At 38.9% G+C, this 18642-nt stretch carries 15 protein-coding genes; 14 read left to right on the forward strand and 1 reads right to left on the reverse strand.

Features of this window, described 5'->3' with window-relative positions; genetic code table 11:
• Positions 1–9: 9 nt before the first annotated feature.
• Genes BT1A1_RS07345 through pyrE form a run of 4 tightly spaced genes read left to right on the forward strand, consistent with a single transcriptional unit; the run spans position 10 to position 3053 of the window.
• Complete coding sequence (locus BT1A1_RS07345) at positions 10–768, forward strand: dihydroorotate dehydrogenase electron transfer subunit (protein ID WP_034769856.1); 759 nt, start codon at positions 10–12, stop codon at positions 766–768.
• Positions 765–1703: a dihydroorotate dehydrogenase gene (locus tag BT1A1_RS07350; RefSeq protein ID WP_034769665.1), complete on the forward strand. Its 939-nt coding sequence runs from the start codon at positions 765–767 to the stop codon at positions 1701–1703. Before BT1A1_RS07345 ends, BT1A1_RS07350 begins: the two co-directional genes overlap by 4 nt.
• A complete protein-coding gene (pyrF, locus tag BT1A1_RS07355) occupies positions 1675–2388 on the forward strand; it encodes an orotidine-5'-phosphate decarboxylase (protein WP_034769668.1) in 714 nt (237 codons plus the stop codon). Before BT1A1_RS07350 ends, pyrF begins: the two co-directional genes overlap by 29 nt.
• Positions 2385–3053, forward strand: a complete 669-nt coding sequence (gene pyrE, locus BT1A1_RS07360; RefSeq protein WP_231553310.1) for an orotate phosphoribosyltransferase — start codon at positions 2385–2387, stop codon at positions 3051–3053. The genes pyrF and pyrE overlap by 4 nt, the downstream gene beginning before the upstream one ends.
• Before the next feature lie 68 nt (positions 3054–3121).
• Here the strand turns inward: pyrE and BT1A1_RS07365 are convergent, their stop codons facing one another.
• Positions 3122–4831, reverse strand: coding sequence for an Rqc2 family fibronectin-binding protein (locus BT1A1_RS07365; RefSeq protein WP_034769670.1), 1710 nt, complete (start codon positions 4829–4831; stop codon positions 3122–3124).
• A gap of 199 nt (positions 4832–5030) precedes the next feature.
• Between BT1A1_RS07365 and BT1A1_RS07370 the strand changes: the two genes are divergently transcribed.
• The 10 genes from BT1A1_RS07370 to pknB all read left to right on the forward strand — a co-directional run bounded on the left by BT1A1_RS07370 (position 5031) and on the right by pknB (position 18638).
• Complete coding sequence (locus tag BT1A1_RS07370) at positions 5031–7703, forward strand: calcium-translocating P-type ATPase, SERCA-type (protein WP_034769673.1); 2673 nt, start codon at positions 5031–5033, stop codon at positions 7701–7703.
• 202 nt (positions 7704–7905) lie between these two features.
• Positions 7906–8769, forward strand: coding sequence for a YicC/YloC family endoribonuclease (locus BT1A1_RS07375; protein WP_034769674.1), 864 nt, complete (start codon positions 7906–7908; stop codon positions 8767–8769).
• Positions 8770–8850: 81 nt separating this feature from the next.
• Positions 8851–9468: a guanylate kinase gene (gene gmk, locus BT1A1_RS07380; RefSeq protein ID WP_034769677.1), complete on the forward strand. Its 618-nt coding sequence runs from the start codon at positions 8851–8853 to the stop codon at positions 9466–9468.
• Positions 9469–9663 carry a DNA-directed RNA polymerase subunit omega gene (rpoZ, locus tag BT1A1_RS07385; RefSeq protein WP_034769680.1) on the forward strand — a complete coding sequence of 65 codons (195 nt, stop codon included), beginning with the start codon at positions 9469–9471 and terminating at the stop codon, positions 9661–9663.
• 262 nt (positions 9664–9925) lie between these two features.
• Positions 9926–11125 carry a bifunctional phosphopantothenoylcysteine decarboxylase/phosphopantothenate--cysteine ligase CoaBC gene (gene coaBC, locus BT1A1_RS07390; RefSeq protein WP_034769683.1) on the forward strand — a complete coding sequence of 400 codons (1200 nt, stop codon included), beginning with the start codon at positions 9926–9928 and terminating at the stop codon, positions 11123–11125.
• A gap of 1 nt (position 11126) precedes the next feature.
• On the forward strand, positions 11127–13553 hold the full coding sequence (gene priA / locus BT1A1_RS07395) for a primosomal protein N' (RefSeq protein ID WP_034769685.1): 2427 nt from the start codon (positions 11127–11129) through the stop codon (positions 13551–13553).
• A gap of 26 nt (positions 13554–13579) precedes the next feature.
• Positions 13580–14527, forward strand: coding sequence for a methionyl-tRNA formyltransferase (gene fmt / locus BT1A1_RS07400; RefSeq protein ID WP_034769859.1), 948 nt, complete (start codon positions 13580–13582; stop codon positions 14525–14527).
• A complete protein-coding gene (gene rsmB, locus BT1A1_RS07405; protein ID WP_034769687.1) occupies positions 14520–15860 on the forward strand; it encodes a 16S rRNA (cytosine(967)-C(5))-methyltransferase RsmB in 1341 nt (446 codons plus the stop codon). The genes fmt and rsmB overlap by 8 nt, the downstream gene beginning before the upstream one ends.
• 67 nt (positions 15861–15927) lie before the next feature.
• A complete protein-coding gene (locus BT1A1_RS07410; protein WP_034769861.1) occupies positions 15928–16707 on the forward strand; it encodes a Stp1/IreP family PP2C-type Ser/Thr phosphatase in 780 nt (259 codons plus the stop codon).
• The gene (gene pknB / locus BT1A1_RS07415; RefSeq protein WP_034769689.1) at positions 16686–18638 is read left to right on the forward strand and encodes a Stk1 family PASTA domain-containing Ser/Thr kinase; all 1953 of its coding nucleotides are present in this window, start codon (positions 16686–16688) and stop codon (positions 18636–18638) included. Before BT1A1_RS07410 ends, pknB begins: the two co-directional genes overlap by 22 nt.
• Positions 18639–18642: the final 4 nt, after the last annotated feature.

Consider the following 18642-nt stretch of genomic DNA (forward strand, 5'->3'; position numbering starts at 1 on the left):
ATTGGTGAAATGAAAATCGTTAGCCAGAAAGAAATTGCTAAAAATATTTTTCAATTGATTTTACAAGGAAAACTAGTTTCTGAGATTGAAAGACCCGGTCAATTTGTTCATATGAAAGTCGGAGAAGGGATTGATCCACTTCTCCGCAGACCGATCAGTATTTGTGAGATTGATCGTGAAAATCAAATCATGACATGTATTTATCGGACGGAAGGGAAAGGCACAACTTGGCTTAGCAAAAAACAGCAAGGTGAGTATATAAATGTACTTGGTCCGCTCGGTAACGGATTTCCGGTTCAAATGAAAAGCGGGAAGGTAGCCTTATTAATCGGTGGCGGGATCGGTGTTCCGCCTTTATATGAGCTATCGAAACAATTGAGAAACAGAGACATTCAAGTCATCCATGTACTCGGCTTTCAAACAAAAAGTGCCGTTTTTCTTACTAAGGAGTTTCAACGGCTTGGTGTTACTTATATCGTTACTGATGATGGTTCCTATGGGGAAAAAGGTTTCGTAACCGATGTGTTAAAAAAACAAAATTTTGATTTTGACCGGTTATATGCCTGTGGACCGACCCCGATGTTAAAAGCGTTGGAACAAAAATTCCCGGAAAAAGAAGTGTATCTCTCATTAGAAGAACGAATGTCTTGCGGGATTGGTGCTTGTTTCGCTTGCATTAGGCCAACAAAAGATAGAGAAGACAAAAAGGGGTATCGGAAAATTTGCAGTGATGGTCCTGTATTTCAAGCAGGGGAGGTGATTTTATGAATCGATTTTCGGTATCTTTACCTGGTTTGCAACTGAAAAATCCAATCATGCCCGCCTCCGGATGTTTTGGTTTTGGTCGGGAATTTGCCGAATTCTATGATTTAAGTATCCTTGGGGCGATTATGATCAAAGCAACAACAGTTGAACCGCGTTATGGAAATCCAACACCGCGCGTTGCAGAAACGCCGGGTGGGATGTTAAATGCCATCGGACTACAAAACCCCGGACTGAAAAAGGTAATGGAAGAAGAATTGCCATGGTTAAGTCAATTTGATGTGCCAATTATTGCAAATATTGCCGGTTCAACAGTTGAAGATTATGTTTCAGTTGCAAAAGAAATTTCTGAGGCGCCAAATGTTCATGCCCTTGAACTTAATATCTCTTGTCCAAATGTAAAACACGGAGGGATCGCCTTCGGGACGGTTCCTGATGTAGCAAAGGAAGTAACGAAACGTGTGAAAAATGTATCCCGTGTGCCTGTCTACGTAAAATTATCGCCTAATGTGACGGATATTCGCTTAATGGCTAAAGCCGTAGAAGATGGTGGAGCGGACGGAATTACGATGATTAATACGTTGACAGGATTACGCTTGGATATGAAAACAGGAAAGCCGATTTTAGCCAATATAACCGGGGGATTATCCGGTCCGGCAATTAAGCCGATCGCCATCAGGATGGTCTATGAAGTAAGTCAAACAGTAAATATCCCAATTATTGGCATGGGTGGCATTTCCAGTGCGGAAGATGCCCTTGAATTTATTTATGCCGGTGCAAGTGCCGTTGCTGTCGGTACCGCAAATCTAATTGATCCGTTTATTTGCCCGAAAATCATTACCGATTTGGAACAATTATTAGAAAAATTGAATATTGATCATATTTCAGATGTTTGTGGAAGGAGTTGGAAACATGGAATATCCGGTTATCATTGCCCTTGATTTTCCTTCTGGCGCAGAAGTTTTTCACTTTTTACGTAAATTCCCGGATGAACCTCTTTTTGTGAAAGTGGGAATGGAATTGTTTTACCGGGAGGGGCCGGCTATTGTTCAGCAAATAAAAGGAATGGGCCATTCTATATTTCTTGATTTAAAACTCCATGATATTCCGAATACGGTCGGACGGGCCATGAAAGGAATTGCCCGGTTAGGCGTGGATCTTGTCACTGTTCATGCAGCCGGTGGAACCGAAATGATGAAAGCGGCTTTAGCAGGGTTGGATCAAGGAACCGGAGCCGGTCAAAAGAGGCCGAAATGTGTTGCCGTTACCCAATTAACAAGTACATCAGAATGGCAGATGCAAAAGGAACAACTGGTTTTATCAACCCTTGAACAATCCGTTTATCATTATGCAAAATTGGCTAAACAAAGCGGATTGGATGGTGTGATTAGTTCTGTTCATGAAGCCCCGATCATTAGGCATCTCGGTGAAGAGTTTTTGATTATTACTCCCGGTATTCGTTTGGAAAATGATGATGTCCGTGATCAAAAACGCGTTGCCACACCTAAACAAGCGAGACAATCAGGAGCGTCAGCAATTGTCGTTGGCCGGTCCATTACCGAAAGTCACGATCCATATGAAACATTTTTAAAGATTAAACAACAATGGGAGTTGATTGGTGTATGATTACCGAAACGATGGTAGCTGAAAAATTGTTAGAAATTAAAGCTGTTTCACTAAACCCGAATGAACCGTTTGTTTGGACTTCAGGAATAAAATCCCCAATTTATTGTGATAACCGGTTGATTTTAGGTTATCCTGAATTACGGAAAGAAGTTGCAAAAGGCTTGACGGGGTTAATTGAATCGCATTTTCCTGAAGTGGAATTGATTGCCGGAACTGCAACTGCTGGTATCCCACATGCTGCTTGGGTCAGTGATCTTTTAAGTCTCCCAATGTGTTATGTACGCTCAAGTTCAAAGGGACATGGGAAAAAGAACCAGATTGAAGGTCCGGTTCAAACGGGACAAAAAGTGGTAGTCATTGAGGATTTAATTTCCACAGGGAAAAGTTCAATTCAGGCAGCAAATGTTTTGAAAGAAGCAGGTTGCCGAGTTTTAGGGATCGTTTCCATCTTTACATATCAATTGATTGAGGCGGAGGAGGAGTGTCGTGAAGCCAATGTTCCTTATTACTCCCTTTCTAATTTTTCTACATTAATTGATACCGCCGTCAAGAAAGGCTATTTAACGGAAGACAATGTAGCATTTGTTATGAAGTGGCGGGAAAATCCGAAAGAATGGGGAATTAGTACGTGTTATCGGCTGACTAAAAATGTTGAGCATGACTGATTAGCAGACGGGAAGTTTTATCAGATCGGATAAATCCAAACAAAGAACAGAACAAAGGAGCCGGATAATCAGCTCCTTTTCTTTAATTTTGCTACAAGTTCAGCTTTTGGTGTCACAAAGATTGTTTGTTGATGATCATAAATAACAAATCCGGGTTTCGCTCCGTTTGGTTTTCTGACATATTTCACTTTTGTACAATCAACGGGAACCCTGCTTGAGGCACGTGCTTTACTAAAATAGGCTGCGAGAACGGCTGCTTGTTCAATCGTTTCCTCTGATGGATTTCCGCTCCGAATGACAACATGTGAGCCGGGAATATCTTTTGTGTGCAACCAAATATCTTCTTTATGAGCCAGCTTCATCGTTAAATAATCATTTTGTTTATTATTTTTTCCAACAAGAATGGAAGTGCCGTCCGCCGCCTCGTATTTTTCCAATTCCGGTTGCGTTTTTTGTTTTTTCACCGTTTTTTTCTGCCGCAAACGAATATAGCCTTGTTCGGCCAATTCTTCTTTTATTTCTTCTATATCTTTTGGAGCGGCACTCTCTAATTGTTGCAAAATGTTCTCTAAATACAACAACTCCTCTTTTGCCTTTTCCATTTGCTCCTGAACATGTATGATTGCCTTCTTACTTTTTTGGTATTTTTGAAAATACATTTGGGCATTTTCAGATGGAGTTTTATTAGGATTTAACGGAATATCGACCGGTTTATTTTCATCATAATAGTTTTCAACCGTAATTTGCTCCATACCTTTTTGAACGGCATACATATGGGCTGTTAACAATTCTCCATATAATTGATAAATCGAGCTGTTTTCCGCTTCTTCCATCGTTTCTTGTAATTTTTCGAGTTTCCCTTTGTTTTTATCGATTTCATTTTTGATCCGTTTTTCAATATCACCGCTGATTTGTTTCACACGATCTCTTTGTGCCTTGCCGAAATAATAGGCATCCAATAATTTGCTTAAAGTCGGGAATGATTTCTTTTCTCCCGGGATATGTTCTAGCGGAAACATATAAAAATATTCCTTTTGGTTTCCTGTTATCATTGTCGGTAATATTTCGCGTTTTTGCACCTTTTTCATTAAAGCAATAAATTCTTTCGGTACCGTTATCCGGTTGGCAAGCCCTGCCCGATGGACAACTTCTTTGGCAAACAACGGAGAAATTCCACTGAATTGGTTAACAAGTTGCTTGTCCAGTTTCCCGCTATTGAAATCAATCTGTTTTAGAATATCTTCCTCCTTACAAAGAAACGGATTTAATTTTCCTTGAGCAGGTGGCCAAATATATGGTTGCCCCGGTAAAATGGCACGATACCGGTTAACTGCATAGGAAATGTGCTTAATACTATCAAGAATTACCTCTTTATCAGCATCAATTAAAATGATATTACTATGTCGCCCCATAATTTCAATAATTAAATGTTTATAGGATAAATCCCCGATTTCGTTCCTGCCTTTAATTTTAAAGATGATGATCCGGTCCATCTCTTTTTGGTAGATGTCTTCAATAATATGTCCTTCCAAATGTTTCCTTAACAACATACAAAACAAGGGAGGGGTAGCCGGGTTCTCATATTCTTCTTCAGTTAATTGGACCCTGGCATAGGATGGGTGTGCAGATAAAAGTAACTTTTCATTTTTCCCCCGGGCCCGGACTGTTAATACAATTTCATTTAAAAATGGTTGATGTATTTTCAAAATGCGTCCGCCATTTAAGACGGAAGCTAATTCATGTGTCATAACATATGTAAATAATCCGTCAAAAGACATAAATAACACCCTTTTCAAATTTTATCTCGATTTCGATTGTATACGACTACCAAGGTAAATAAACCCGATTTTCTTTACAAAATGGAATCTTTCACAAGTATAGCATTTTTTAGGACAAGGATGAATAATCTTTAATGAGAAAACAAACTGGCTTAGCGATTGACAACAATTACAATAGGGAATGGAGGAATCGATTGCGTTGAAATATCATGAGATGAGTCCCGAACAAGTGGAAAAGGCCGTTCAAACGTCTTTTAAAAACGGATTGACGAACGAAGAAATCAAAATAAGACGGAAACAGTTCGGATTCAATGAATTACAAGAAGCGGAAAAGCAATCGGCATTGCTTTTATTTTTTAGCCAATTTAAAGATTTTATGGTAATCGTTCTATTAGTCGCCACACTGATATCCGGAATCTTAGGTGAATATATTGATGCAATTGCGATCATTCTTATCGTATTTGTAAACGGGATTTTAGGCTTTTTTCAGGAACGAAAAGCAGAAAAATCACTGGAGGCATTAAAAGAACTTTCTGCCCCAATGGCAACCGTATTAAGGGGTGGTAAGTGGGAAAAAATCCCTTCTAAAGAAATTGTCCCGGGTGATATTCTCCGTTTTGCCAGTGGTGACAGGATTAGTGCGGACATCCGTTTATTCGAAATAAGTAGTTTAGAAATTGAGGAATCGGCCTTAACCGGTGAATCCGTCCCCGCAGTTAAAGAAATTGCACCAATTCATGGCGAAAATATCGGTCTCGGGGATCTGAACAATATGGCTTTCATGGGTACCATGGTGACGAGGGGAAGCGGAAAAGGGGTTGTCATTGGAACTGGTATGAAAACAGCAATGGGGCAAATTGCTGATTTATTGCAAACCGAACAAAACTTACAAACCCCATTGCAAAGAAGACTTGAACAACTCGGGAAAATATTAATTGTCGTTGCTTTGGTTTTAACTTTACTCGTTGTCGCAATCGGAGTTTGGCAAGGCCATGATTTGTATACGATGTTTTTATCCGGTGTTTCACTAGCTGTTGCGGCGATTCCAGAAGGGCTTCCGGCAATTGTGACGATCGCCTTATCACTTGGTGTGCAACGGATGATTAAGAAAAATGCGATTGTCCGAAAACTTCCGGCTGTTGAAACATTAGGCTGTGCTTCGGTCATTTGCTCCGATAAAACCGGAACAATGACCCAAAATAAAATGACGGTTACACATTTATGGGCAAATGATCAAACTTGGACCGTTTCAGGACAAGGGTATGAACCACAAGGCCATTTTACTCGAAATAATCAAACAATGAATCCTGCCCAAGATGACCATTTTTATAAATTATTGAGTTTTAGTATGCTTTGTAATCATGCAGCTTTGATAGAGGAAAAAGGTAAATATCACGTTGACGGGGATCCGACTGAAGGTGCTTTGCTCGTTTCCGGGATGAAAGCAGGTTTGTCAAGAGATCATTTATTGCAGGAATATCGCATTATTCAAGAGTTTCCGTTTGATTCTTCTAGAAAAATGATGACGGTCATTGTGGAAGATAAAAAAGGACATCGTTTTGCAATTACGAAAGGCGCTCCCGATATTTTAATCAGCTTAAGTGAGTCAGTATATGTTGGTGGAAAAAAACAATATATGTCGCAAATTTGGACTAATAGGCTGCAAACAACGGTCGAACGCCTTGCTTCACAAGCACTCCGAACGATTGCCGTTGCCTATAAGCCGGTTCCAAACCGGTTATTCAATCATGAGGCAGAAGTGGAAAATGAATTGGTTTTTATCGGTTTACAAGGCATGATCGATCCGCCTAGACCTGAGGTGAAAGCAGCAATCCAAGAATGTAAAGCAGCCGGTATAAAAACGGTGATGATTACCGGGGACCATGTGATAACAGCTCGGGCAATAGGGGAACAACTTGGGATTTTAAATAGAGACGACTTTGTTTTGGAAGGCAGGAAGTTGGAGTCGATGTCGCTTAAGGAATTGGATGAGATTGTCGATAATGTTTCCGTTTTTGCACGCGTCTCACCGGAACATAAATTAAAAATAGTCAAAGCACTGCAAAATAAAGGCCATATCGTCGCAATGACCGGTGACGGGGTAAACGATGCCCCGGCAATTAAAGCGGCCGATATCGGTATTGCAATGGGCATAAACGGGACGGATGTTGCAAAAGAATCTTCGGCATTAATCTTACTCGATGATAATTTTGCAACAATTAAAGCGGCGATCCATGAAGGGCGCAATATTTATGAAAATATTCGTAAATTCATTCGCTACTTACTCGCTTCTAATGTTGGGGAAATATTGGTCATGTTATTTGCCATGATTCTGGCATTACCTTTGCCACTTGTTCCGATTCAGATTCTATGGGTAAACCTGGTAACGGATGGACTGCCGGCAATGGCATTAGGACTCGATCAACCTGAGGGAGATGTGATGAAGAGAAAACCAAGACATCCGAAAGAAGGTGTGTTTGCAAGGAGACTTGGCTGGAAGGTGATTTCGCGGGGATTTTTAATCGGCGTGGCTACTTTACTGGCATTTCTTATTGCATATAAACAAAACCCGGATCATTTAGAATATGCGCAAACGGTCGCCTTTGCTACCCTTGTGTTAGCCCAGTTGATTCATGTTTTTGATTGCCGCAGTGAGCATTCTATTTTTGCGAGAAATCCGTTTGGCAATCCGTATTTAGTCTGGGCAGTTCTATCCAGTGTGGTTTTAATGATTATTGTGATTTATTTTCCGCCGCTGCAAACGGTTTTCCATACCGTGGCAATTGTTCCGACAGACTGGTTGTTGATTTTGGCAATGGCAGCTATTCCAACATTTTTACTTGCAGGTTCATTATTTATAAGAAAAAAATAGAGAATGTGATATAATAACGAAAGGGAATCTGGATTCAACCAATTTCCTTTCTTTTTTTAGCTAATAGGAAAGTATAAATTTTTCAATTTCTACTTTCCTAACGCATAAGTGCTCTTGCGGCTCTGCTCTCGCCTAAAGGCTCAGCAATCGCCGAGTTTTCTTTATACATTAATATAGTTGCTTTTATGGAAAAGGTGATGTTATGGTAATGAGTATGACAGGTTTTGGCAGGAGTGAGAGAGACGGGATTGTTGTTGAAATTCGCTCAGTCAATCACCGGTATTTCGATTTCCATACCCGAATTCCGCAGCCATTACTAAAATTGGAAGAGAAAATTAAAAAAATATGTCAACAATATGTCGTACGTGGCCGTGTTGATTGTTCCATTAATATTTCCACATCCGTGCCGACAAATCGTGGATTACATATTGACTGGAATCTTCTGGACGAGTATTATCAATTCATAAACAATTTAAAGGAACGTTATCAACTACATGAAGAAATCGGGATTACCCACTTTTTGCAACATGATGGTCTTATTTCCGTAATTGAACAAGAAGTCGTCAACCCGGAAATGGAAAATACCATTATCATTGCAGTGGAAGAGGCTGTCCAGCAATTACGGAAGATGCGGATCATAGAGGGGAAAGCTTTACAAAATGAAATTGCCAACTACTTGGAATTAATGGATTCATTTGTTCAAGAAATTTTCGAGGCGGCACCAATTGTAAAAGTTGAATATGAGGAAAAACTTCGAAAAAAAATATGCGAATATACCAGTGGTCTTTTTGATGAAACAAGGGTGCTGACAGAGGTCGCCATATTTGCAGATAAAATTGATATTTCCGAAGAGCTAACGCGTTTAAATAGTCATATAAATCAATTTCGAAAATCGCTTAACTCTATGGAACCGATTGGGCGAAAATGTGATTTTCTTGTCCAGGAGATGAATCGGGAAGTCAATACAATCGCAGCAAAAGCAAATCATGCGAATATAAGCAATAAAGTAGTTGAATTGAAAAGTATTATTGAAAAAATTCGGGAACAAGTTCAAAATATTGAATGATCCATATTTTATCGTTTATAAATATAAACCATACATAATATTAGTGTTTTTTATCAATGATTATTTAGGGCAGGTGAAACAATGGAAACAGATAAGGGATTGTTAATTGTTCTTTCCGGTCCGTCCGGAGTCGGGAAAGGAACGGTAAGAAAAGCGGTATTTTCTGAGCCGGATATTAGTTTTGAATATTCTATTTCAGCAACTTCACGACCGATGAGACCAGGTGAAATTGATGGAGTCGATTACTTTTTTAAAACGAGAGAGCAATTTGAACAAATGATTCAAGATGGGGAACTGCTTGAATATACCGAGTATGTCGGAAATTACTACGGAACGCCTGTTCAATATGTAAAAGATACTTTATCAGAAGGAAAAGATGTATTTCTTGAGATCGAAGTAGAAGGCGCAAAACAAGTAAGGGAAAAATTCCCTGATGGTTTATTTATCTTTTTAATTCCACCAAGTTTGAGTGAATTGGAGAACCGGATCAAAACGAGGGGAACGGAATCTGATGAATTAATCAAAAATCGGATGCTTGTTGCTCGTGAAGAATTAAAAATGATGAATTTATATGATTATGTTATTGAAAATGATCGGGTTGATCATGCCGTAAAAAAAATAAAAGCCATCGTTATCGCTGAACATTGTCGGCGAACCCGAATAGAAAAAAGAATAAAAAAATTACTGGGGGTAGATTAAATGTTATATCCTTCGATCGATTCTTTATTGGAAAAAGTAAACTCGAAATATTTGTTGGTCACCATTGCTTCAAAACGTGCCCGGCAAATGCAAGAATTGAATGATTACCAACTAGATCATTACGTTTCCCAAAAAAATGTCGGAAAAGCATTAGAGGAAATTAACGACGGCGTTTTAGTGAAAGATGCAGAATAAAAAAGGCACCAAGGTTTTTTAAAAAATTCAGATAAAAGAGTGGAGCAATCGGATGTACCGATTGCTTTCTTCCTTTTATACATTAAAGAATATATAAATTTGGACGCCCAAGTTTTCTTTATTCTAATAGCACTTCTCTATTTTTATGGTATGATTGTACAAAGGTAATCATTGCTCGGGTAACATCATTCGTGACATGCAATTCATCTAAAATTGAATCAACCTTTTTGAAAAGAAACTTTCAGTGAAAAGAGGTAAAAACATGCAGAAAAAAGTATTGTTGTGTGTATCCGGCGGAATTGCTGCATATAAAGCCGTCCAGTTAACAAGTAAACTAACGCAAAATGGTTTTGATGTGAAAGTAATGATGACAGGAAATGCGACAAAATTTGTTACGCCTTTATCTTTTCAGGCGATTTCCCGCAATGATGTATATACAGATACTTTTGATGAAAAAGACCCGGCAAAAATTGCTCATATTGACTTAGCCGATTGGCCGGATGTCATTATAATTGCACCGGCGACAGCGAATATCATTGGAAAATTGGCAAACGGGATTGCAGATGATATGGTATCGACGACTTTACTCGCTACAGAGAAACCTGTATTTATTGCACCGGCCATGAATGTTCATATGTATAATCACCCCGTTGTCCAAGAAAATATAGCGCGTTTGAAATCATTCGGATATCATTTTATCGAGCCGAGTGAAGGTTATTTGGCTTGCGGGTATGTTGGCAAAGGAAGGCTTGAAGAACCTGAAATCATTGTTGAGCATGTAAAAACATTTTTTGTTCAAAACAAGCAACAATTTTTACGAGGAAAGACGGTGTTAATTTCCGCCGGTCCAACCCGAGAAAAGATTGATCCGGTTCGTTATTTATCTAATTATTCATCGGGAAAGATGGGCTATGCGATTGCCGAAGTGGCGCAACATTTGGGGGCAAATGTGATCCTTATTTCCGGTCCGGTGAGCCTGGAAGTGCCCGTCGGAGTACAGATCATCCGGGTTGAAAGTGCTGAGGAGATGTATGAAGCGGTTCTGCAGTATTTTGATGAAGCCGATATTGTTATTAAGTCTGCCGCTGTCAGTGATTACCGGCCGAAAAAAATCTTACAACAAAAGATGAAAAAACAATCACAGGAACTTGTCATCGAATTGGAACGTACAGTCGATATTTTAGCAGAATTAGGAAAAAGGAAAAAGGCTCAATTTTTAATAGGGTTCGCTGCTGAAACGAATCATGTTGAAGAATACGCGAAACAAAAATTACAGAGTAAAAATGCGGATATGATCGTCGCCAATAATGTCATGCAAGAAGGGGCCGGGTTCGGAACGGATACGAATATAGTAACCTTTTATAAAGCGAACAATGAAAAGAAACAATTTCCTAAATTAACGAAACATGAAGTCGCATATGAAATTTTAAAAGAAGCATATGAAGCAAAAAAGGGCGAGTAGTATGAATAGAATTGCAAGTGTAATCGTTGATGTACCAACCGCACAAACGGATCGGTCATTTGATTATTTGATTCCTGATGAATTAAAGGATAATTTGGAAGTGGGCATGCGCGTCATTGTCCCTTTTGGTAACAGGCAGGTTCAAGGTTTTGTTATTGCTTTTAAAGAAACATCCACCGTGTCCGGTTTAAAAGAAATTATCGAACCAATGGATATTGAACCTGTTCTTAATCAGGAACTTTTACAGTTGGGGGAATTTTTGGCTAATGAAACACTTTGCTTAAAAATTTCCGCCTATCAGGTCATGTTGCCTCCTGCGTTAAAAGCAAAGTATGACAAATATATAACGTTAGCGAAGGATCGAGAAATCGGGGAATTGCCAAAGGAACTGGAACCTCTCTTTTTGAAACAGAAAAAAGTAAACTGGAAAGACGCGGAAAAGCTCGTACCATCATCCTATTTGTATCGACAAGCACGGGCAGGTTTATTTGATGTTTCATATGAAATTAAAAATAAAGGAAATAAAAAGAAAAATATTTACTATGTGCCGTTTTCGGATCAAGCTCAATTTTTAAATAAACTAAATCAATTGAACCTTACCGGTAAAAAGCAGTTACAAGTAGTGAATATATATTTGCAAGATTTTGCCCCGCATACGGTAAAACAGATTGAAACAAAAGTTCCCAACGCCCGTTCATCATTAAATCAACTGGTTAGTAAAGGTCTGTTGAAAAAAGAAGAGTATGAGGAATATCGTGACCCTTATCAAAATAAAAAATTTCAAGAAACGAAAGCATTGCCTTTAACAGATGAACAAGAACTTGTCATCAAGCCAATTCTTGATTCGATTGAACATTCCACCCATGAAGTGTTTCTGCTTCACGGTGTAACAGGCAGCGGTAAAACAGAAGTATATTTACAGTCGATTGAAAAGGTCATGAAGAATGGAAAAGAAGCCATTGTCCTTGTTCCGGAAATTTCTCTTACCCCGCAAATGGTAGAACGTTTTAAAGGAAGATTTGGAAACAAAGTAGCTGTCCTCCATAGCGGGCTATCGCTTGGTGAAAAATATGACGAGTGGCGGAAAATTCAGCGAAAAGAAGTACAAGTCGTCGTTGGTGCCCGTTCGGCAATATTTGCTCCGTTTGAAAATATCGGGATTATTATTATTGATGAAGAACATGAGACAAGTTATAAGCAGGAAGACAATCCCCGTTACCATGCAAGGGATGTGGCGATTGAACGGGGGAAAAATCATCATTGTCCTGTCGTCTTGGGCAGTGCGACACCGTCCTTGGAATCTTTCGCCAGAGCTCAAAAAGGGGTATATCACCTATTAACTATGCAAAAACGAATGAACAATTCCCAACTGCCTGTTGTCGAAATTGTTGACATGCGGGAGGAACTGAGAACGGGAAATCGCTCAATGTTTTCTACTGCTTTGTTGGAAAAAATGCGGTTGCGCCTGGAAAGATCTGAACAGATTGTCTTAATGTTAAATCGCCGGGGCTATTCATCTTTTGTTATGTGTCGAAACTGCGGTTATGTGTTAAAATGTCCAAATTGCGATATTTCCTTAACCTATCATAAAGTGACTGATCAAGTAAAATGCCATTATTGCGGTTTTGAGATGCGTACGCCTAAACAATGTCCGGAATGTTCGAGCAATCATATTCGCTTTTTTGGTACCGGGACACAAAAAGTAGAAGAAGAGCTTGGAAGAATTTTACCGGAAGCCCGGGTCATTCGAATGGATGTTGATACAACCACCAGGAAAGGATCACATGAAAAATTGTTGACAGCTTTTCAAGAAAAAAAAGCAGATATTTTACTGGGAACACAAATGATTGCGAAAGGACTTGATTTTCCCAACATTACTTTAGTGGGGGTATTATCGGCTGACAGCTCTCTACATATTCCGGATTTCCGATCAAGCGAGAGAACTTTTCAATTGCTGACACAAGTAAGTGGCCGGGCCGGGCGTCACGAATTGCCCGGAGAAGTCATTATTCAAACATATACACCTGAACATTACAGTATTAATTTTGCGAAAGAACATGATTATTTAACATTCTACCAGTATGAAATGATGATAAGAAAACGCGGGCAATATCCACCGTTTTATTACTTAGCACTGATCAATGTGAGCCATGAAAACTTGCAATATACGTATACGGTCATAGAAAAAATTACTTCATTTGTTCGGGGACAACTTGCAGACGGAAAAGGAGAAACCCTCATCCTTGGTCCGGCAGTCTCACCGATTCTAAAAATCAAAAATAGATATCGTTATCAGTGTTTGATAAAATACAAAAATGAACCGAACCTAATCTCAACATTAAAGCAGGTATTGGAACATTTTCAGGAAGATCAAGTCAAACGAGGTCTTCATATATCAATTGATTTAAATCCTTATTCAATGATGTAAATGTAAGGTGAAAGGAATGGATGAAAATGGTAAAAGTTGTTTTTATGGGTACACCAGATTTTTCCGTACCGATTCTCAACCGGCTATTAACAGACGGCTATGAAGTGATTGGTGTTGTAACCCAACCGGATCGTCCTGTTGGTCGTAAAAAAACGATGACACCGCCACCGGTTAAGATTGCGGCAGAACAACACGGCATTCCTGTTTTTCAACCGGAAAAACTGCGGGATGAAGCATCACTTCAGGCTATATTAAATTTAAATCCGGATTTGGTCATTACTGCGGCATATGGTCAAATTTTACCAAAAAAATTGCTTGATGCTCCAACATACGGTTGTATCAATGTCCATGCTTCCTTACTGCCCGAGTTAAGAGGCGGAGCCCCCATCCATTATGCCATTATTCAGGGAAAAGAAAAGACAGGGATTACGATTATGTATATGGCTGAAAAATTAGATGCCGGCGACATTTTAGCGCAAACGGTAGTACCCATTGCTGAAAGAGACACGGTTGGTACCCTTCATAATAAACTTAGTGAAGCAGGGGCCGATTTATTAAGTGTTACGTTACCGAAACTGTTAAACGGAGAGATTACACCAATCAAACAAGATGATCGTGAAGCCACTTTTGCCCCAAACATAAAACATGAGCAGGAAAAAATTGATTGGCATAAGACCGGAGAAGAAATTTATAATCACATTCGCGGTCTCAACCCGTGGCCGGTTGCGTATACGACATTAGACGGGAAACCGATTAAAATTTGGTGGGGCGAAAAACAGCCGCGTCCAAAGATCGAACAGCCCGGGACTATTGTTGCCGTTGAAAAGGACGGATTTATCGTGGCAACCGGAAATTCAACCGCTATTAAAATTACTGAACTACAACCTGCGGGAAAAAAACGAATGCCGGCCGCACAATTTTTACTTGGAAAACCTGATTTAGAAAGAAGTATACTGGGGGTAGAAGATGAGTAAAAAGGTAAGGGAAGCGGCTCTGGATATCCTGGAATTTGTTGAAAAAAACGGAGCTTACAGCAATCTTGTTTTAAACAATACGATCAATAAAAACAAATATTCCAGTATGGATGCCGCCTTATTAACAGAACTTTGTTACGGAACATTGCAGCGGCAAATAACCCTTGATTTTTTTCTCAATCCTTTTATTAAAAAACAAAAGCGGATTGATTCCTGGGTACGACAATTGTTACGATTATCTGTCTATCAAATGGTCTATCTTGATAAAATACCGGATCATGCCATTATTAATGAAGCTGTTCAAATTGCTAAGAAGCGGGGGAATAAAGGTATTAGCGGCTTTGTTAACGGAGTCTTACGATCTGTTCAAAGAGAAGGTGTTCCTCCTCTTGCCGCCATTCAAGATTCAATCGAACGTCTTTCAATTGAAACAAGTCATCCGAAATGGCTGGTTGAGCGATGGGTTCAACAATATGGTTTTGAAAAAACAAAGCAAATGTGTGAAGAAAATGTACGGCCGGCAAAACAAACCGCTCGCATCAATGAGTGGAAAACGAATATTGATTATGTGATTGAATCCCTTGGTAAGGAAGGAATTTCGGTTGAAAAAAGCTCTTCTATTCCGGTGGCGGTAAAAGCAGATAAAGGTAATTTCGTTCACTCCCTCGCATTTCAAAACGGTTTACTAACGATGCAAGATGAAAGTTCCATGATTGTTGCGTATGTGGTGGCACCGGAAAAAGGAGAAAAAATCCTAGATGCTTGTGCTGCTCCCGGTGGAAAGACGACACATATGGCTGAAAGAATGGAAAATACCGGAGAAATTATCGCCTTAGATCTGCATGAGCATAAAGTGAAACTGATTAATCAAAATGCGGCAAGACTTGGATTAACGAATATTCGAGCAAAGCAAACGGACAGTCGCCAAATGGGGACCCATTTTGAGAAAGAATCCTTTGATCGTATATTAGTTGATGCGCCTTGTTCAGGATTCGGAGTACTGAAAAGAAAACCGGATGTGAAATATACAAAAACTGAAAAAGATATTAAAAATTTAACAAAACTGCAATTGGAGTTATTAAACCAAGCTGCCCCTCTTGTCAAACCGGGAGGAATATTGGTATACAGTACATGTACAGTTGACCAAGATGAAAATCAGAGCGTAACGGAAAAATTTTTAGCCGAACATCCGGATTTTGCAGGCGATGAAACAATTTACGAGCGGGTTCCGCAAGCGATTAGACCGTTTGTACACCATCATGAGATCGAAATTTTGCCACAGTATTTAAAAAGTGATGGTTTTTATATTGCATGCTTTCAAAAGAAGGTGTAACTTTTGAAATAGAAGGTATAAAATGAAGATAAATAAACTGGTTAAGGCATATGAACGAGGTGAAATTATGAAGGTTGTCCAACGTACGGATCGAGGAAAAGTAAGAAATCACAATGAAGATCACGTAGGTATTTTTACAAATCATTCAGGACATCTGTTGGCGGTGGTTGCTGATGGCATGGGTGGCCATTTAGCCGGAGATGTTGCTAGTAAAATGACAATTGAGTTAATTCAAGACTTGTGGGACAACAATGCGCCGAATACAGAAGTCCCGGACCAAACGGAAATGTGGTTCCAACAAGCCATTCAAGAGATCAACGAAAAAATATACACCTATGCCAACGAAAATCCTGAATGTAAAGGAATGGGCACTACTTTAGTTGCCGCTTTATGCACAAATAAATTTGTCTCTATCGCACATATTGGTGATAGCCGCTGTTACATATTAAATGAACATGGATTTCGTCAATTAACTGATGATCACTCATTAGTCAATGAACTGGTCAAAAGTGGACAAATTTCAAAAGAAGATGCTGAACACCATCCACGGAAAAATGTATTACTAAGGGCATTGGGGACAGAACCATCTGTTACCATTGACACAATTACCGTTGATTTTGATATAGGTGATTATTTGATTCTTTGTACGGATGGTTTGTCTAATAAAGTATCTGATAAAGAAATTGCCGAAATTCTTAGTTTGGATGAAAAATTGGAAGATAAGGCAGATCAATTGATTCAACTGGCCAATGATAATGGGGGCGAAGATAATATAACACTGGCAATCATACATAACAGCGAATGCGAGAAAGCAGGTGATAATTCATGCTCATTGGCAAGCGAATAAACGATCGATATAAGATCATCGAATATATTGGCGGGGGAGGTATGGCCAACGTATATCTTGCTCGTGATATGATTCTCGAGAGGGATGTAGCCGTCAAAGTTTTACGACTCGATTTAGCCAATGATGATGAACTTATTCGCCGCTTTCATCGTGAAGCACAATCTGCCACAAGTCTTGTTCATCCGAATATCGTTAATATTTATGATGTCGGTGAAGAAGACAACATTTATTATATTGTCATGGAGTATGTTGATGGAGAAACCTTAAAACAATATATCCAAAATCATTTTCCCATACCCATTGAAAAGGTCATAGATATTACACTGCAAATCACATCGGCAATTAGTCATGCACATCAAAATAATATTATCCATCGAGATATTAAACCGCAAAATATTTTGATCGATAAAAAAGGAAATGTGAAAATAACGGATTTTGGTATTGCAGTTGCCTTGACATCAACAACGATTACCCAAACGAATTCCGTGTTGGGAACTGTTCATTATATCTCTCCTGAGCAAGCTCGGGGCGGAGTAGCAACAAAAAAATCTGATATTTACTCTTTGGGCATCGTTTTATTTGAGTTATTAACAGGCAGACTTCCATTCTCAGGTGAATCGGCAGTTTCCATCGCACTGAAACATTTGCAAACTGAAACTCCTCATCCGCGAAGTTGGAATCCGTCCATTCCACAATCTGTTGAAAATATTATTTTGAAGGCGACGGCCAAAGATCCGTTTTACCGATATGACGACATTGAAGAGTTTAAAGCTGATTTACTTACTTGCCTTGACCCGTCACGTATCAACGAGCCTCCATTTGTTTTACCTGTAGATGAAGAAGCAACAAAAGTAATACCGGTTATAAAAGAACCAAAAGAATCAAAGGAAGAGCTTAAGATTGATAATGATTCGGGAAAAGATAAAGGAAAGAAAGATAAAAAGAAAAAAAAGGGAAATAAACAAAAACGAAAAAAATGGCCGTTTGTATTAATTTTCACTTCCCTACTTATTATTTTAATGGGTATTCTTGTATTAACAACAGATGTTTTTGGTGCGAAAGACGTAAAAGTTCCCGATGTTCGCAATATGAAATTAGATGATGCCATTAAAGAACTGGAAAAAGCCAATTTTGTTATCGGTGATACGATTGAAAAGCCGGATGATAAGATTCGGGAAAATTACGTCTTAAAAACAAATCCAAAAGCAGGGAGTATGAAAGCGGAAGGCAGCAAAATTACGATTTATGTCAGTACCGGGAAAGAAACAATAGAAATGGAAGATTATCGCGGAGAACAATTTGACGAGGTTCAAGCATTATTAACTGAACAAGAGTTAAATTTTAAAAGCATCGAGGTAAATGAAGAATACAGTGACAAGGAAGCAGGAATCATTCTTGATCAAAATCCCGCACCCGGTAAAAAGGTTGTTCCGGAAGATACCGATTTAGTTTTCACTGTAAGTAAAGGTGATCAAAGCATTTCACTAAAAGATTTAACGAATTATTCAACAGAAGATTTAAATTATTATATGAAAGCGACCGGTATCAATATAACAACGACAGAACAATACCATGATACGATTCCTAAAGGTAACGTGATTAGTCAAGACGTAAAACCCGGAACTTCTTTAAAAAAGGGTGCCACTGTCCATGTTGTTGTTTCAAAAGGAAAAGAAGAAAAACCGCCTAAAACGGTGACGATCGATATTTCCGTTGTTTATACAGGGAATCCGGAAGAAAAACAAGTACAACACGTGCAAATTTTTATAGATGATATGAATCATGACTTTTCAGTACCTTATGAAACATTTGATATGACAGAAACAACGAGGAAAAGATTTGATCTCGTGATTCAACCAAATTCAAGCGGCAGATATAAAGTTGTTATCGATAACCAAGTTGTTCAAGATCAAGTCGTTCCATATGAATAACAAT

Source organism: Caldibacillus thermoamylovorans (assembly GCF_000751775.1).
Taxonomy (GTDB): Bacteria; Bacillota; Bacilli; order Bacillales; family Caldibacillaceae; genus Caldifermentibacillus; species Caldifermentibacillus hisashii.

Coding starts and splice junctions, on each gene's coding strand:
- BT1A1_RS07410 (WP_034769861.1), top strand. CDS start 15,928: ATGAAGGTTGTCCAACGTACGGATCGAGGAAAAGTAAGAAATCACAAT.
- BT1A1_RS07345 (WP_034769856.1), top strand. CDS start 10: ATGAAAATCGTTAGCCAGAAAGAAATTGCTAAAAATATTTTTCAATTG.
- rsmB (WP_034769687.1), top strand. CDS start 14,520: ATGAGTAAAAAGGTAAGGGAAGCGGCTCTGGATATCCTGGAATTTGTT.
- gmk (WP_034769677.1), top strand. CDS start 8,851: ATGGAAACAGATAAGGGATTGTTAATTGTTCTTTCCGGTCCGTCCGGA.
- BT1A1_RS07350 (WP_034769665.1), top strand. CDS start 765: ATGAATCGATTTTCGGTATCTTTACCTGGTTTGCAACTGAAAAATCCA.
- pknB (WP_034769689.1), top strand. CDS start 16,686: ATGCTCATTGGCAAGCGAATAAACGATCGATATAAGATCATCGAATAT.
- pyrE (WP_231553310.1), top strand. CDS start 2,385: ATGATTACCGAAACGATGGTAGCTGAAAAATTGTTAGAAATTAAAGCT.
- pyrF (WP_034769668.1), top strand. CDS start 1,675: ATGGAATATCCGGTTATCATTGCCCTTGATTTTCCTTCTGGCGCAGAA.
- BT1A1_RS07375 (WP_034769674.1), top strand. CDS start 7,906: ATGGTAATGAGTATGACAGGTTTTGGCAGGAGTGAGAGAGACGGGATT.
- rpoZ (WP_034769680.1), top strand. CDS start 9,469: ATGTTATATCCTTCGATCGATTCTTTATTGGAAAAAGTAAACTCGAAA.
- BT1A1_RS07365 (WP_034769670.1), bottom strand. CDS start 4,831: ATGTCTTTTGACGGATTATTTACATATGTTATGACACATGAATTAGCT.
- fmt (WP_034769859.1), top strand. CDS start 13,580: ATGGTAAAAGTTGTTTTTATGGGTACACCAGATTTTTCCGTACCGATT.
- coaBC (WP_034769683.1), top strand. CDS start 9,926: ATGCAGAAAAAAGTATTGTTGTGTGTATCCGGCGGAATTGCTGCATAT.
- priA (WP_034769685.1), top strand. CDS start 11,127: ATGAATAGAATTGCAAGTGTAATCGTTGATGTACCAACCGCACAAACG.